At 62.4% G+C, this 12,766-nt stretch carries 15 protein-coding genes; 5 read left to right on the forward strand and 10 right to left on the reverse strand.

Annotated features, from left to right (window positions below; all coding sequences use genetic code 11):
• Positions 1 to 29 precede the first annotated feature (29 nt).
• From RA302_RS28360 to RA302_RS28370, 3 genes are read right to left on the reverse strand one after another with little or no spacing between them, the layout of a single operon-like run.
• Positions 30 to 734, reverse strand: coding sequence for a hypothetical protein (locus RA302_RS28360; protein ID WP_030537171.1), 705 nt, complete (start codon positions 732 to 734; stop codon positions 30 to 32).
• Positions 731 to 1,759 carry a nitronate monooxygenase gene (locus tag RA302_RS28365; protein WP_007735606.1) on the reverse strand — a complete coding sequence of 343 codons (1,029 nt, stop codon included), beginning with the start codon at positions 1,757 to 1,759 and terminating at the stop codon, positions 731 to 733. Before RA302_RS28365 ends, RA302_RS28360 begins: the two co-directional genes overlap by 4 nt.
• A 45-nt stretch (positions 1,760 to 1,804) precedes the next feature.
• A complete protein-coding gene (locus RA302_RS28370; RefSeq protein ID WP_030537170.1) occupies positions 1,805 to 3,007 on the reverse strand; it encodes a YbfB/YjiJ family MFS transporter in 1,203 nt (400 codons plus the stop codon).
• A 95-nt stretch (positions 3,008 to 3,102) separates the two neighbouring features.
• Between RA302_RS28370 and RA302_RS28375 the strand changes: the two genes are divergently transcribed.
• The 3 genes from RA302_RS28375 (at position 3,103) to RA302_RS28385 (ending at position 5,240) form a co-directional block, all read left to right on the forward strand.
• Entirely contained in the window at positions 3,103 to 4,023 is a 921-nt protein-coding gene (locus RA302_RS28375) for a LysR family transcriptional regulator (RefSeq protein WP_030537169.1), read from the forward strand.
• A complete protein-coding gene (locus tag RA302_RS28380; RefSeq protein ID WP_030537168.1) occupies positions 4,020 to 4,706 on the forward strand; it encodes a hypothetical protein in 687 nt (228 codons plus the stop codon). Before RA302_RS28375 ends, RA302_RS28380 begins: the two co-directional genes overlap by 4 nt.
• A gap of 96 nt (positions 4,707 to 4,802) precedes the next feature.
• Positions 4,803 to 5,240 (forward strand): SRPBCC family protein, encoded by a 438-nt coding sequence (locus RA302_RS28385; protein ID WP_030537167.1) that lies wholly within the window; start codon positions 4,803 to 4,805, stop codon positions 5,238 to 5,240.
• Positions 5,241 to 5,262: 22 nt separating this feature from the next.
• Here the strand turns inward: RA302_RS28385 and RA302_RS28390 are convergent, their stop codons facing one another.
• Both RA302_RS28390 and RA302_RS28395 read right to left on the reverse strand, forming a co-directional pair.
• Positions 5,263 to 5,727 carry a hypothetical protein gene (locus RA302_RS28390; protein ID WP_030537166.1) on the reverse strand — a complete coding sequence of 155 codons (465 nt, stop codon included), beginning with the start codon at positions 5,725 to 5,727 and terminating at the stop codon, positions 5,263 to 5,265.
• A 128-nt stretch (positions 5,728 to 5,855) separates the two neighbouring features.
• Complete coding sequence (locus RA302_RS28395) at positions 5,856 to 6,482, reverse strand: class I SAM-dependent methyltransferase (RefSeq protein ID WP_030537165.1); 627 nt, start codon at positions 6,480 to 6,482, stop codon at positions 5,856 to 5,858.
• 105 nt (positions 6,483 to 6,587) lie between these two features.
• Between RA302_RS28395 and RA302_RS28400 the strand changes: the two genes are divergently transcribed.
• Positions 6,588 to 6,836, forward strand: coding sequence for a DUF3253 domain-containing protein (locus tag RA302_RS28400; RefSeq protein WP_030537164.1), 249 nt, complete (start codon positions 6,588 to 6,590; stop codon positions 6,834 to 6,836).
• A gap of 42 nt (positions 6,837 to 6,878) precedes the next feature.
• Here RA302_RS28400 and RA302_RS28405 read toward each other — a convergent pair whose 3' ends face one another.
• From RA302_RS28405 to RA302_RS28425, 5 genes are all read right to left on the reverse strand, one after another.
• Positions 6,879 to 7,790 (reverse strand): NmrA family NAD(P)-binding protein, encoded by a 912-nt coding sequence (locus RA302_RS28405; RefSeq protein WP_230587623.1) that lies wholly within the window; start codon positions 7,788 to 7,790, stop codon positions 6,879 to 6,881.
• Between the two features lie 10 nt (positions 7,791 to 7,800).
• Positions 7,801 to 8,301 carry a hypothetical protein gene (locus RA302_RS28410; RefSeq protein ID WP_007735596.1) on the reverse strand — a complete coding sequence of 167 codons (501 nt, stop codon included), beginning with the start codon at positions 8,299 to 8,301 and terminating at the stop codon, positions 7,801 to 7,803.
• Positions 8,302 to 8,422: 121 nt separating this feature from the next.
• The gene (locus RA302_RS28415; protein WP_003943230.1) at positions 8,423 to 8,941 is read right to left on the reverse strand and encodes a MarR family transcriptional regulator; all 519 of its coding nucleotides are present in this window, start codon (positions 8,939 to 8,941) and stop codon (positions 8,423 to 8,425) included.
• 71 nt (positions 8,942 to 9,012) lie between these two features.
• Complete coding sequence (locus RA302_RS28420; RefSeq protein WP_030537162.1) at positions 9,013 to 10,455, reverse strand: amidase; 1,443 nt, start codon at positions 10,453 to 10,455, stop codon at positions 9,013 to 9,015.
• A 38-nt stretch (positions 10,456 to 10,493) separates the two neighbouring features.
• Positions 10,494 to 11,720 (reverse strand): MFS transporter, encoded by a 1,227-nt coding sequence (locus tag RA302_RS28425; RefSeq protein WP_338478715.1) that lies wholly within the window; start codon positions 11,718 to 11,720, stop codon positions 10,494 to 10,496.
• A gap of 119 nt (positions 11,721 to 11,839) precedes the next feature.
• Between RA302_RS28425 and RA302_RS28430 the strand changes: the two genes are divergently transcribed.
• The gene (locus tag RA302_RS28430) at positions 11,840 to 12,739 is read left to right on the forward strand and encodes a LysR family transcriptional regulator (RefSeq protein ID WP_030537160.1); all 900 of its coding nucleotides are present in this window, start codon (positions 11,840 to 11,842) and stop codon (positions 12,737 to 12,739) included.
• Positions 12,740 to 12,766: the final 27 nt, after the last annotated feature.

The following is a 12,766-nucleotide window of genomic DNA, read 5'->3' on the forward strand; positions in this document are numbered from 1 at the left end:
TGCGCAACTCGGAATGCTTGCTGCGTGATTCAAACGTGGTCGTGAACCGGCGACGGAATCTTGTTGGAACGGTAAGAGTCTGCGCTCCGGTTCGGCCGCCAGAGACGCCAGTGTTTCGCGGACAACCGGAACGGGAGATGGTCTTGTAGGTGACGAGCACCGGACGACAACCGTTCGTCTGCAGGCAGGTTGAGCCACAGGGACAGTGAGGATGCCGCGTTGCCAAGGGTTGCGCGTATGCCTGAGTCACCCAGAGTCCGGCCGTATCCATCCACGGCAAAACGGCCGAACGCGTCGGGGGTGATGTCAGGGTACGGCGCGCGCGTGTTGGGGTCGATCAGGCGTATAGGCGTGCTGCAGGTCAGTGCCGCCAAAGAACGTCCGTGGGTTGTGACCGCATCGGAACCAACGAGGGCATCGAGCGCTTCGTTGACAGAACCAGGTGGGACGTTCCATTCGGTATGGGTTTGCGCTTTGTAGCGGGGCCCACCGAAGAGCTCGGTAGCGAACGATGACAACTGCGCGGTCGGCTCGGATGGCCCCCTCTGGTAGATCTCGAACGTCCACGACGGCAACGACACTGGTTCGGTGCAGGATTCCAGGAATGTCTGCAGCCGCTGAAATGCAACATCGGGACGCTTGACTCGAAGCGAGTGTGCACCACCGGCGGACCCGGGCAACCCGTCGTATGTCACTACCTCGGGCAATGTGATGTTCGGTGTCCGCGCCGTCACAGGTTAGCCAATCGCGAAAGCACTACCCCGGCTGGTTCCTCCGTCGCGTGGCGATAGCCAGTACCGGCCCACAGGTGCATTCGCTCGGGATCTGCCTGCGCAACAGCGGCTTTGCGCATCGGGTTGGTCAGGTGATGGATGGCCGGATACCCGATGGGCGCTTGTGCGTCGTAGCGATCGATGAACTCGTTCCGAAGCGCCCGTGCAGGACGTCCCGTGAAAGCTCTTGTGACGACCGTGTTCCCGCGGGACGTGTCGGCCAGAGCTGCCTTGTGCGGAGCCGAGGCACCACTCTCCTCGGTGCGCAGCAGCACAGTACCGACCACTGCCGCGTCCGCTCGGGCACGTAAGGCAGCAGCGACGTCGGCGGAGGTCGCCAGTCCACCGGCCGCCAATAGCGGAACCGACGTGCGGTGACGGATTTGTGCGATCAGTTCGGTGATCGGTGTTTCTGCCGGAACTTGCAGGGGGGTGAGCGTTCCGGAGTGGCCGCCGGCAGCCGACGATTGCACGACAAGCAGATCGGCACCGGCGTCGACGGCAAGGACCGCCTCTGCCTCCGAAGTCACTGTGAGGACGACAAGTGAACCGGCAGCGCGCAGCGCCTTGATGACGCCGGGTGCGGGAAAGCCGAAGGTGAAGCTGACCACCGGAACCGGGCTGGCCAGGAGCAGATCGATCTTGTCCTCGAAGTAGTCGTCGTCTTCGACCGGCTCACCGTCAGCCAGTGTGATGCCGTAGCGATCCGCCTCGACCTGGATCGCCCTGGCATAGGCACGGTAGGCATCGACATCGACAGGCACCGGGTTGGGCGCAAAGACGTTGACACCGAAGGACACTCCCTCGGCGCGCACGGCGTCGATCTGGTCGGACAGAGCCTGAGGCGTCTTGTACCCGGCGGCGAGGAAGCCGAGACCGCCTGCGCGAGAGGCAGCAGCAACTAGTGCCGGTGTGGAAGCGCCGCCGGCCATGGGGGCTGCGATGACAGGGACCTTCAGGTCGAGATCGGTTGTGAGTGCGCTCATTCGAACATCTCCAGTCCTACGTCGGGTAGTGCTCCGGCGGTTTCGTCATCTGACATCAAAAACTACCTCCTCAGTCGAGGTGGCCGTCCGAGGGTCCGCATCGAGATCGGAAGGGAATCGGAACCGCAAAACCGCGGCGGCCACTGCCGCGCCCAGGACGACGGCCGCACCCAACAGCAGAGCGTCGCGATACCCGTCTCGCAGCAACGGAGTGACAACGAGTGGGCCGAGAATCTGACCGACGCTGTATCCAGCGGTCAGCAACGCCACGGCGCGTGGGAACTGCAGGTGCGCGCCGATTGCCAACACAATTGACCCGATACCGAGGAAGGTGACACCGAACAGGAAAGCTGAAATCAGTGCGGGGCCGACGCCTCCGATCACAGCAGGAAGCGCTATGCCCACCGCCTGAATCAACAGGGCAACGAGAAGCAGAGTCGGCCTCGACCAACGCAGGCTGAGCCAAGCCCACAGGGCGCACGAGGGAAATGCGGCCAGACCGACCACTATCCAAGCGCCGCTGCCCACCCATTGCAGAGCGGCGAGATCGATTGCGGCAACAAGGAACGTGCCCGCGATGATGTAGCCGATGCCTTCCAGGAAATAACTGATGACCAGGGCGGTGAACCAGCGATGGGAACTGGGAGTTCCCGGCGCGTCCGGCGTGATGATCGGACGCGGTTCCGGCGTCAATCCCCAGGCGGCGACCGCACACACCACTGCAAGGCCCGCAGACGCCAGCCAGGCAGTACCCCAGGAACCGATGAAGCGGACGACGAACACGAGGACCCCGGACAGGGCGATACCCAGCCCAACTCCGCCGAATCCCCATCCGGCCAGGAATTGGGACTGCCCCCGAAGGTGCGCGTGCAAAGCGCTGACGGCGATCATGAAGACGAGGGCACTGGCAATGCCTGCGATGAGCCGCAGGGCGAACCAGATGGATCCGTCGTGGGTAGTGGGCATGAGCGCCAAAGTCGCGATGAGGACCACCAACGACGTGCGCATCACCGCTGCCGAGCGCACCGCGCCGGGAATGAGGATTCCCGCGAGCGCGCCGATGAGGTACCCGAGGTAGTTCGCTGTCGCCAAGGTTGCGCCGAGCGAGGCGGACAGACCGGCCTGCGTGTGCATCAACGGCAGAATCGGTGTGTACACGAATCGACCGATTCCCATGCTCGCCGCCAGCGCAGCGGCAGCTTGGACAGCGTGCGCTCGTGGGGAGACGCCGTTGTGGACTGTGCTCATGGTCTTATCGTGTGCCCCGGCCGCGCCGGACCGCCACGACCGCTTTGCTCCTGACTGATAGGCGCAACCTCCCACCGCACGTAGCATGAAGGATCGTGGAGCTGCGTCAGCTGAGATACTTCGAGGTCGTCGCCGAGGAACTGCACTTCGGCCGAGCCGCGGCACGACTACTGATAGCCGGGCCGTCATTGTCGCAGCAGATCATGGCACTCGAGCGCGATCTCGGCGTCAAGCTGTTCGTCCGCGACCGCCGTTCCGTCGCTCTGACGCCAGCCGGCGCGGCGCTGCTCCCCGATGTCCGTGCGCTACTCGAGAGTGCCGAGAATCTGCGACGCCGCGCGGAGCGTCTGTCCGGAGCGGAGCCCGTCCGGATCGGCTACGTCAATTGGCTCCCCACGGATCTGATCGCGCGCACTTCAGGGGTCGCGCAACTGCACGTCGACGCCTGGGTGGTGCCTTCGCACGCGCAGGCCGCGCGGGTAGCGGACGGCAGCCTCGACCTGGCGATCGCCTGGGTGCGGAAAACCGATGTCGCCCAACATGCTCTGAGCGCAAGACTGCTCGGTGCGGATCGGCTGTACGCGGTCTCCACCGGAGAGGACACCACACCGGTGCGGGCACGCGACGTCGTCGTACTCGTCGACGACGACACCACCTCCTGGTATTCGTGGAACGTCTACGCCGAAGAATTCGCTCGCGATACCGGCGCACAGATCCTGCGCATCAACGACGGTGGTATCACCGGTCCGGCATTCTTCGATCACGTCCGTGCCGTCGGCCGTCCGGTCGTCAACTCGCCCAAAGGGCAGACCATCACGCTGCCGAGCGATCTCACGGCACGCCCGATGATCGACCCGGCGGCAATCTGGACGTGGTCACTCCTGTGTCGTGAGAACGAAACGCGCCCTGCCGTTCTCGCGGCCGTCGACGCTCTCACCGGCGGTGCCACTGATCTCGGAATCCACGAAGACGGGATATGGCTACCCATGGACGATCCTTACCGGAGGACTCGATGACACGGCGCGCTATTCGAGTTTTCTGGGGACGACGGCCGGAATCGGTGCCGGCCGTGGCCTCCCGGTGGCGCCAAACCTTGGAACAAGTCGTGTTCCTGTTGCCCGAGTCGGTCGACGGATCGTGGCAACAGGTCCATTCCTCCGGACCTGCCACTTCCGTAACCGTCGACCAGTTGGCACAGCTGCTAGAGAACGCGCAGGCTGCCGAAGACTGGTCGGATCGTCTGGGAATTGGATTGGGGCTCGTATCCGGTAGCGATCCCGATTGGGGACTTGAGCTATCTGGATTAGCCGGTGGCGAACCGGAGATTATTCTTCAGTCGATGGTTCTTGCTGTCATTGCTCCGGACACCGCCGAAGTTCCTGAGACAGAACTACTTCGGATGCTCGCCGCTGTATGGGAACCGGATTTCGGAGACGTCACCGACGACAACATCCTCGACGCTCTCGAAGACGAGTCCGACTATCGCGTCGGTGATCCCGTGATCGGCCGAGTCGGCTACCTCTCGTCCGCTCGTGCTGACGCGATCCCGGGTGACCTCGCAGCAGGCGTTGCCGCGTTACCGGGCGGCGTGTTGCTACAGATCGGGGCCGGCGATGGGGTCGTTTTGGCTTACGAGCGCCTGCGCGAGACCGGCGCACTCGATCCGCTTCCGCGTCCACTGGACCGCGCAGTCCTCTGAAGACGGTTACCGTTTGTCGAGTTTGGGTAGCCCGGGCGTCGGAACGAACTCTCACCGCGGCACTACCGCCGAAAAATGAACCGAAAGGCCCACCGCATGGTTGACGTCACCCGCAAATTCACCGCCGAGGTACCGATCGAGAAGGCTGCGGCGTTTCTCCGCGACTTCGCCAATGCGCCGACGTGGGATCCGGGCACCGAGAGTTGCACGCAGATCTCCGACGGTCCTGTCGGCGTCGGAACCCAATGGCACAACGTGTCGAAGCTGTTCGGCGTCACCACGGAACTGACGTACACGCTGGTGACCGACGAGCTGAATCACGTTGTTCTCGAAGGAAAGAACAAGACTGCCACCAGTACCGACGACATCACCTTGACTTCGGTGGGTCCGAACTCGACCGAGATCGAGTATCACGCGAACGTCGAGTTCAACGGTGCCGCCAAGATTGCGTCGCCTCTCCTGAAGGCGGGATTCGAAGCCAAAGTGGCACCGGAGACGGTGAAGAAGATGACGGACGCCCTCGAAGCTCTCTGACAAGTCCGTCAGGTTCTTGTCACTATGGGTTGCCGCCGCTCGCGCCACCGTTGCGAGCTTCGATGGCATCGATGGACTTCGTGAACGACTTTCCCAGCACTTGGGTGCCGACGAGTCCGAGTACCGACGCCAGGAGCTTTCCCTTGAGGTTCTTGCCGTCCCGGACCACGACGGCGTCGACATCGGTCAGGCCCGTCGGCTGCCGGGTCAGCGTGTAGGTATGGCTCGACGCCCCGCCCCACAGGTTGGAGTCGGTGGTTGTCATCACGACGCGGTGCGGGTCGGTCCAGTCGTAGTGCAGACGCTCCCAGATACCACTGGAGCCCTCGGTGACATCAGCATCGTGGGGTCCTTGTTGGTGCACTTTCAGGTAGCTGTCCGCACTGCGGCCGAAGATTTCCTCACGGCCCGGGCCGAAGTCGGTCAGGCCGGCAAGGACCTGTTCGGGCGTCGCAGTGGTCGTCTTGTGAAGATGGATCGTGGTCATGGCGCCTTCTTTCAACTGTGGATGATCCGGTGCTGAAAAAGCCGGGGAGTGACTCATCCAGCACACCACTCACACGAAATGAATGAAAGAGAATTGCTCGCCCTGTCTCGATCCGCTGTCTCGATCCGCTATTCGACGCCGCGCCGGCTGGCAGTGATTGCGCCGTGCGGCCTGTAACCGCTCCCCGTCCGGGTATGGGTCTCGATCACGTCGAAACCCGCTGTGACCAGCACCTCGGCAAGTTCGGTCACCGGCCATCGATAACCAGTCGTCGCGGCGTGATCAAAAGGCTCTACCGTTGCGCCTTCGAAGAAGCCCACCAGCAACCCACCACCTGGGCGGATCACGCGCGCGAATTCAGCGAGCGCTGCCTCGATATCTTGCGGGTGATGGTGAATGAGCGAGTACCAGGACAGCACGCCGCCCAGTGAGTTCGTTTTCGCGTCCAATGCCTCGAAGCCCCCGACCTCGAAGGAGAGATCCGGGTATCGGGTGCGGGCTCGTTCGACGAACTCGGGCACGAGATCGATTCCGCTCACAGCCAGCCCGCTCTGGGCCAGGAAGTCTGTCCACTGCCCCGGCCCGCACCCGGCGTCGAGCACGGGGCCGGTCAAAGTGGCAGCCCAGCTGGTCACCAGGGCCCGATCAGATACGTGCGTCGAATCCATCGAGCCGAAGAGATCCGTGTACTCCTGGGATCTGGCCGAATACGACTCTCGGACTACGTCGCGGCGCGTTGCACTCGAATTCTCCACGCCGTCAATGATTATCGATGTGCACCATTCCTTCGCCACAACTCGCCGAACCGAAGGTTCATACTCTGTTGAAGGCCTACGGTCACGTCCGGAAACTGAGGTCATATGGTGGAAGAGAAAGAACTGGCGGCGAAGATCCGCGAACTACTCAATGCCCGATCGGCCGAGTCGAGCATCTGCCCCTCCGACGTGGCCCGCGCAGCAGCACCCGACAATTGGCGTCCGCTGATGGAACCCGTCCGAGAGGCTGCCCGCCACATGGTGGCCCACGGCGAAGTGCAGATCACCCAAGGCGGCGAAGTCGTCGACCCGGAATCCGTACGAGGTCCGATCAGGATTCGGTGGGCTCGTTGATCAACCGCGTGACTTCTGGCGGCGCTGCTCTCGCAGCGTGAATCAGCGGAAACGGTCCAGATGCTCACGCAGGAACGCATCCAGGCTTCGTGGCTCACGCCCCAGGACACGTGCCACCGTGTCGGTGGGTGACTCCGGGCGCGAGACGGCAAGTTGCTGGATCTCCAGAATGTGCTCGGCCAGCCACGGAGGCATGTGGGCATGATCGACGAGGTTTTGCCGCAGTTCGTGCGGTGGCAGGTCGATATATTGGACGGGGCGATCGAGCATGCGGGTCAGAGAATCGGCGATGCCGCCGTAGCCGACTGCCTCGCTGCCCGTCAGGACGTAGGTACCGCCGGCGAGGTCGGCGCGTGTGAGCACGGCCGCGGCGACGTCACCGATATCTCGGCAGTCGATCCAGTTGCACGGCGCGTCCCGCATCGCGCCCAGAATCACCCCTTGCGCAGCCACCGCCGGAGCCAGGAGCAACAGATTCTGCATGAACGCATAGGGGCGGAGCAGAGTGTGGCGGATCCCGGATGCGCGCAGGTGTTCACCGACAGCGTGGTGGCCGCGGGAGAGAGCGATGGGGGAGTCGGCCGCGGCGGCGGGGTCGGAGATCTTGACGATGTGTTCGACGCCGCTCTCGGCGGCTATGTCGATCACACGCGTTTCGAGCTCGACCTGTTCGAGTCCGTTGGCCATGGCGAGGAAAAGCTGTTCGGCCCCTTTGAAAGCCGTCCGTAGCGAAGTTGGGTCTGCGGCATCGGCCGGCACTACTTCGACCAAACCGTCGGCCAAGTCGCCGAGGTGGGCGCTCAGCCTGTCCGGGTCGCGGGACAGCGCTCGGCTCGGCACACCCGAGGATGCGAGACTGTGTAGCAACGCGCCGCCTGTGGTTCCGGACGCTCCCATGATGACGATCATCGTGTTCCTTTCGGTCTTCCCCGGGAAGCCGGGGATCGTTGACATGTGTTGTCTGTCAGGGATTCTGACGGCGCCATCGCCAGCTGACGATGACGGCAGCGACAGCGGCAGATATCGGTAGATCGAGTTGCAGGCGAGCAAGCCAAGCAGTGTCGACCACGCTCGTGTGTGCTGGTAGCCAACGGGAGGCGAACCACCCGACGAGACCAGCAATCACAGCGGCTCCGACGGCAAGAATTGCCGCCACCATGATGCGAGGCAGGGCCGTGGTCCACGGCCGTGACCTCCCGCGACGCAGCAGCCAGGAGCCGATCAGCAACGCCACCACTGCCGACGTGCCCGCGATGGACGTAAATGCCGCCATCGTGAGGCCCGATTGGCCGGATGCGACTCCGCCCGCACCCGCCATCAGCGCAGGGGCAAGGTAGGCGACCAGCACCTCTCTCCACAGGATGAAAGGTCGTGCGCCGCGACGATCGGCAACCGGGTCGAGTCGATTGGAATCGGTTATCTCCCTTTTGTTTTCGCGACGGATCGGTGGGGTGAGTCCGGACATGAAGGAGACCAACTTTCCGATTATAATTAGGTGGCTAACTATTTGGGCATGAAAAGAGAAATCTCTGTCGAGAATTGACGACGATTCGAATCGCTACGCGAATACTTGGAATCCCAGCCGACTACTCCGCAGTCAGCGCACCGATACCGCGAACGACCCGCGAGAGCAGATCCAAAAAAACCGCTCGCTCGTCGACAGTGAGCTCGTCGACCATTTCCTCGAGACGAGCAAAGTGTTCGGGCGCCATGTCACGTAAACGCTGAGCGCCGCGAGCAGTCAGGACGACCACCGCACCACGCCCGTCCTCCGCGGACGGACGTCGAGCGACCAAACCCTCCTGCTCGAGCCCATCGACCAAGCCGGTGACCGTGGCTCGCGAGACGCCGAGATCAGCCGCCAGACGTGAGGGAGATTTCTCCCCGTCGTGGTCTTCCAGATCCGCAAGCAGTCGGTAACGGCCGGTCGACAGCCCATACCTCGCGAAGTGAACCTCAGTCGCTCGACCGAGCCGCGCGCCCGCCGAGATCAGCCGCACCGCAACCAGCACCGCCTGCGGATCGGACCCGAGGCCGTAATGCTCCAACTGCCGCCGCGCCTGATCCAAAGTGGGTGAGTCGTGATCGGTTCCGTCCACTGCCATGCAACTAATATGGCACCTAACTACATTCTGGTCAACCCTCCACCAGAGCGCGTGTCAACGCCGAACAATTCCTACGGGGCCGCATGGCAGTCCGGGTGATTGCCGGGATAGGGCAGGACCTTCTCGAGAGCGAGACCAATCGCAAAGGCCGTTTGGTCGTCGTACGGTCGCGTAACTATCTGTGTGCCCGTGGGGATTCCGTTCCGAGCGAAACCGGTGGGGATTGTCAGCACCGGGCAGCTGCTCAGGATGTTGAAGGTGATTGCCGGTACAGCCTCGAGGTAGAACTCCAATTCTGTTCCAGCCACATTGATTCCGTGCCCCACGTAGTCGTCGCCGGCAAGAAAGCCCTCCGTCGCCACTGCCGGAGTGATCAACGCGTCATAGGTGTCGAACAGGGATCCGATCGACGAATACAGTTCGGCTTCGATCGCGAGTCCGTCGAGGAAAGTCGCGTCACCACGGGTGCGGCGTGCCCATCGCGCGAATTCCTTCGCGTACTCCGTGACTTTGTCGGGGTGCGCGGACGCTTCGGCGGAGATCGATGCACCGAACACGTGATCGTAGTGAATGGCGGCCGCACGCATGATTGCAGCGCGTGACAAGTCGACTTCGATGATCTCCGCGCGTGCGCCCAGCGCAGTGAGGGTGTCCACCAACTTGGCGGTGTTGGCGGCAACGTCCGGATCAACCGGCCAGTCACCCAACGCGGGGATCACGGCGATACGCATTCCTGTCAACGAATGCGTTGCGAGGCCGGACAGCGGCGATGCCGGTACATGCGAGGCAATGTCAGTGGAGGTCGGTCCCGCGATGACCGACTGCAGTGTGAGGCAATCACTTACGGTGCGAGCCATCGGACCGCAGTGGCAGTAGCGATCGAGATTGAATGGCGGATCGACGGGGACACGGCCGTGCGGTGGCTTGAACCCGACAATTCCGTTGAGAGACGACGGAGTTCGGATCGAACCTGCAACATCGGAACCGGTAGCCAAGTGCGTCATACCGGTGGCAAGTGCGACTGCCGATCCACCGGAAGACCCGCCGGAGGAGTATTTCGTGTTCCACGGATTGCGAGTGACGCCCCACAACTCGGACTGTGTGAACGCGGACGAGGAGAATTCGGGTGCCGTCGATCGCGCGTGGACGATGGCACCGGCGTCGATGATTCGCTGCACGAAAGTGGAAGTGTGAGTGGCGATCACATCCTCATAGACCTTGGACCCTTGAGTCCAAGGTTGTCCTTGCACCGGTTCATCCTCTTTCACCACAACGGGAACACCGGCGAGCGGAAGGCTGACATCCGAGCCGCGGGCGTAGTGGCGTTCCGCTGACTTCGCTTGTGCTCGTGCAGTAGCGAAGAAAGTGTGTCCCACTGCGTTCAAGGTTGGGTTGAGCGCCTCGATACGTTCGATGGTGGACTCGAGCACTTCCACCGGAGAAAGCGATTTGTCCCGGTAGCGTTCGAGCATCTCGGCCACATCCATGAATGCCGAAGCGGGTGTCTGGTGCATATCTGTTGTCCTGCCTCTATGAAGGTTTGTGTAGGCGATTAGGTTGTCAGTTCGCGCTTTGCCACGACGGGACTGCGGAATGTCGCGAGCAGCATTGCCAGAGTTGCGATTCCCGCGGCTGTCCAGAAGACCGTTTCGGAACCGGAGTGGTCGTGAATGCGTCCGCCCGCGAACGCACCGAGCGCGATGCTTGCATTGAAGACTGCAACCCACAGAGCAGAAGCGGCCTCGCGGTGAACGGGAGCTGCTTGTGCAATCCATGTTTGAGTACTCACCGATGCACCACCGTAGAAGAGGCCCCAAGCCGCCATGAGCAGAGCAGCTGCGATCAAGGTGGTAGCCGAGATCGGAAACAGGGCGAGTGTGACCGCTATTCCCACGCTGAGGCTGACGACCACCGCCTTCGGGGACTTTGCAGCGGACGGCCCGGCGATGAAGTTGCCGACGACACCGAATGCACCGTAGATCAGGAGCATTGTGCCGACCTGCGAAGCGTTCAACCCCGCGAAGAACTCCAGCCCCGGACGCACATAGGTGTACGCCGCGAAATGAGCGGTGACGATGAGCGCGGTAATCGCGAATCCGACCCGGACTCCTGGGTTCCGAAAGGCCGCCACGAGACTCCCGATCGACAAGGCCCGATCAGCTGGCATCGTGGGTAGGACAGCGATCATGGCGATCGCGATCAGCGTCGCCGCGCAGCTGAGAGTCCAGAACGCCACGCTCCATCCGGCGACTGCCCCGATATACGTCCCCGCAGGGACACCAAGAACTGAGGCAACAGCGATTCCGCTGAAGATGATCGTGGTCGCCAACCCGACGGATCTGGAACCCACCAATTTGGGTGCCAGACTAGCTGCGAGTGCCCAGACTCCACCCATGCTCACGCCTAGAAGGACGCGAGCCACAGCGAGGAAAACGAAGCTCGGAGCAAGGGCCGTGAGGGCGTTCGCCGCGGCGACTACAAGCATCAGAACGATAAGCGTCGACCGACGATCGAAGCGCCGGGTCACGATGGGCACAAACGGGGCAGTGGCCGCTGCCACCAATCCGGTAATGGCCAGTGAGAGCCCGATGGTCCCTTCACTTTCCACCAGAGCAGCACCGATCGGGGTGAGTAGCCCGACCGGCATCATCTCTGCCGCGACAACGATGAAGGTGGACGCTGCGATCAGCGCGACCGCAGCCCAGTGGTTCTCAATGGTGTGTGCGTGGGTTGAGGACGTGGACGCAGGGCTGTTCTGTGCAGATGCGGAGTGGGGCATGTAACCAGAGAAGCTCCTGCACGCCGATGGATCAACGGCGAATCGCTCATCCAACCATTAGCTCAATTCATCGATGAGCCATGATGGAGTGGTCGAATGAGTCCAGGGTCGGAGTGAAAATGTCGGAGCCCCCGATACGTGAGATCGAGTGCTTCCTCGTTCTCGCTGAAGAACTGCACTTCGGTCGCACCGGCGAGCGGCTGTTCATCTCCCAGAGCCGAGTGAGTCAGCTGATCAGCGCGTTGGAGCGTCGTATCGGCACCAGCCTGGTGGCGCGGACCAGTCGCCGCGTGCACCTGACTGAATTCGGTGCCGATTTTCTTGCGTCGTTGGCTCCCGCGCATCGTGCGCTTGTCGGAGTAATCGAGGACGCTCAGTCAAGAGCACGGAACATGCCGGCGCCGCTTCGGGTGGGTTTCCAAGGAGCAATTTACGATTCGATCGCGGCTGCTGTCTCTCGTTTCGAAATACAACATCCGCAAACATGCGTGACCATCAAAGAATTACCCCTGGGTGATCCGTTCAGTGATGTACTCGCCGGGCGAATCGATGCGGCAGTGGTCCTTCTCCCCGTAGATGAGCCGGAACTGACAACCGGGCTCGTCTTTTCTCGACAGCCCCAGACCCTCGCCGTCTCAGTCCATCACCCGTTCAGCGAACTGGGCGTGATCGACGCCGAGCAGTTGGCGCAGATCTGCCTGGTACCCATCACCGGCCCCGCCCCCGACTATTGGCAGCGTGTGAATTCCCCGAGCACGACGCCGGGCGGAGCCACGATTCCCACGCAGGGTGGGGCGAGCACCGTTCAGGAAGGCCTATCGCAGGTCGCATTCAGTCAGGTCGGCCTCATCCTCTGCGCTGCAACCGCTGCATACAGCCAGCGCTCGGACATCACATTCGTACCGATCAACGGATTACCCGAATCTGCTTTGGGTCTCGTGTGGCGTACCGATCTCGAAAGCCCACGACTTCGCGCTTTCGCGAAAGCAATCGAGGAAGCACACACCTGTCCCTCCTGACGTCGATCAGTAAGTCGCGGAAGGAGT

The organism is Rhodococcus sp. DN22, from assembly GCF_036669995.1.
In the GTDB taxonomy this organism is placed as follows: Bacteria; Actinomycetota; Actinomycetes; order Mycobacteriales; family Mycobacteriaceae; genus Rhodococcus_F; species Rhodococcus_F erythropolis.

Coding starts and splice junctions, on each gene's coding strand:
- RA302_RS28390 (WP_030537166.1), bottom strand. CDS start 5,727: ATGACCACGATCCATCTTCACAAGACGACCACTGCGACGCCCGAACAG.
- RA302_RS28430 (WP_030537160.1), top strand. CDS start 11,840: ATGTCGGAGCCCCCGATACGTGAGATCGAGTGCTTCCTCGTTCTCGCT.
- RA302_RS28425 (WP_338478715.1), bottom strand. CDS start 11,720: ATGCCCCACTCCGCATCTGCACAGAACAGCCCTGCGTCCACGTCCTCA.
- RA302_RS28400 (WP_030537164.1), top strand. CDS start 6,588: ATGGTGGAAGAGAAAGAACTGGCGGCGAAGATCCGCGAACTACTCAAT.
- RA302_RS28410 (WP_007735596.1), bottom strand. CDS start 8,301: ATGTCCGGACTCACCCCACCGATCCGTCGCGAAAACAAAAGGGAGATA.
- RA302_RS28385 (WP_030537167.1), top strand. CDS start 4,803: ATGGTTGACGTCACCCGCAAATTCACCGCCGAGGTACCGATCGAGAAG.
- RA302_RS28380 (WP_030537168.1), top strand. CDS start 4,020: ATGACACGGCGCGCTATTCGAGTTTTCTGGGGACGACGGCCGGAATCG.
- RA302_RS28370 (WP_030537170.1), bottom strand. CDS start 3,007: ATGAGCACAGTCCACAACGGCGTCTCCCCACGAGCGCACGCTGTCCAA.
- RA302_RS28415 (WP_003943230.1), bottom strand. CDS start 8,941: ATGGCAGTGGACGGAACCGATCACGACTCACCCACTTTGGATCAGGCG.
- RA302_RS28420 (WP_030537162.1), bottom strand. CDS start 10,455: ATGCACCAGACACCCGCTTCGGCATTCATGGATGTGGCCGAGATGCTC.
- RA302_RS28405 (WP_230587623.1), bottom strand. CDS start 7,790: ATGTCAACGATCCCCGGCTTCCCGGGGAAGACCGAAAGGAACACGATG.
- RA302_RS28365 (WP_007735606.1), bottom strand. CDS start 1,759: ATGAGCGCACTCACAACCGATCTCGACCTGAAGGTCCCTGTCATCGCA.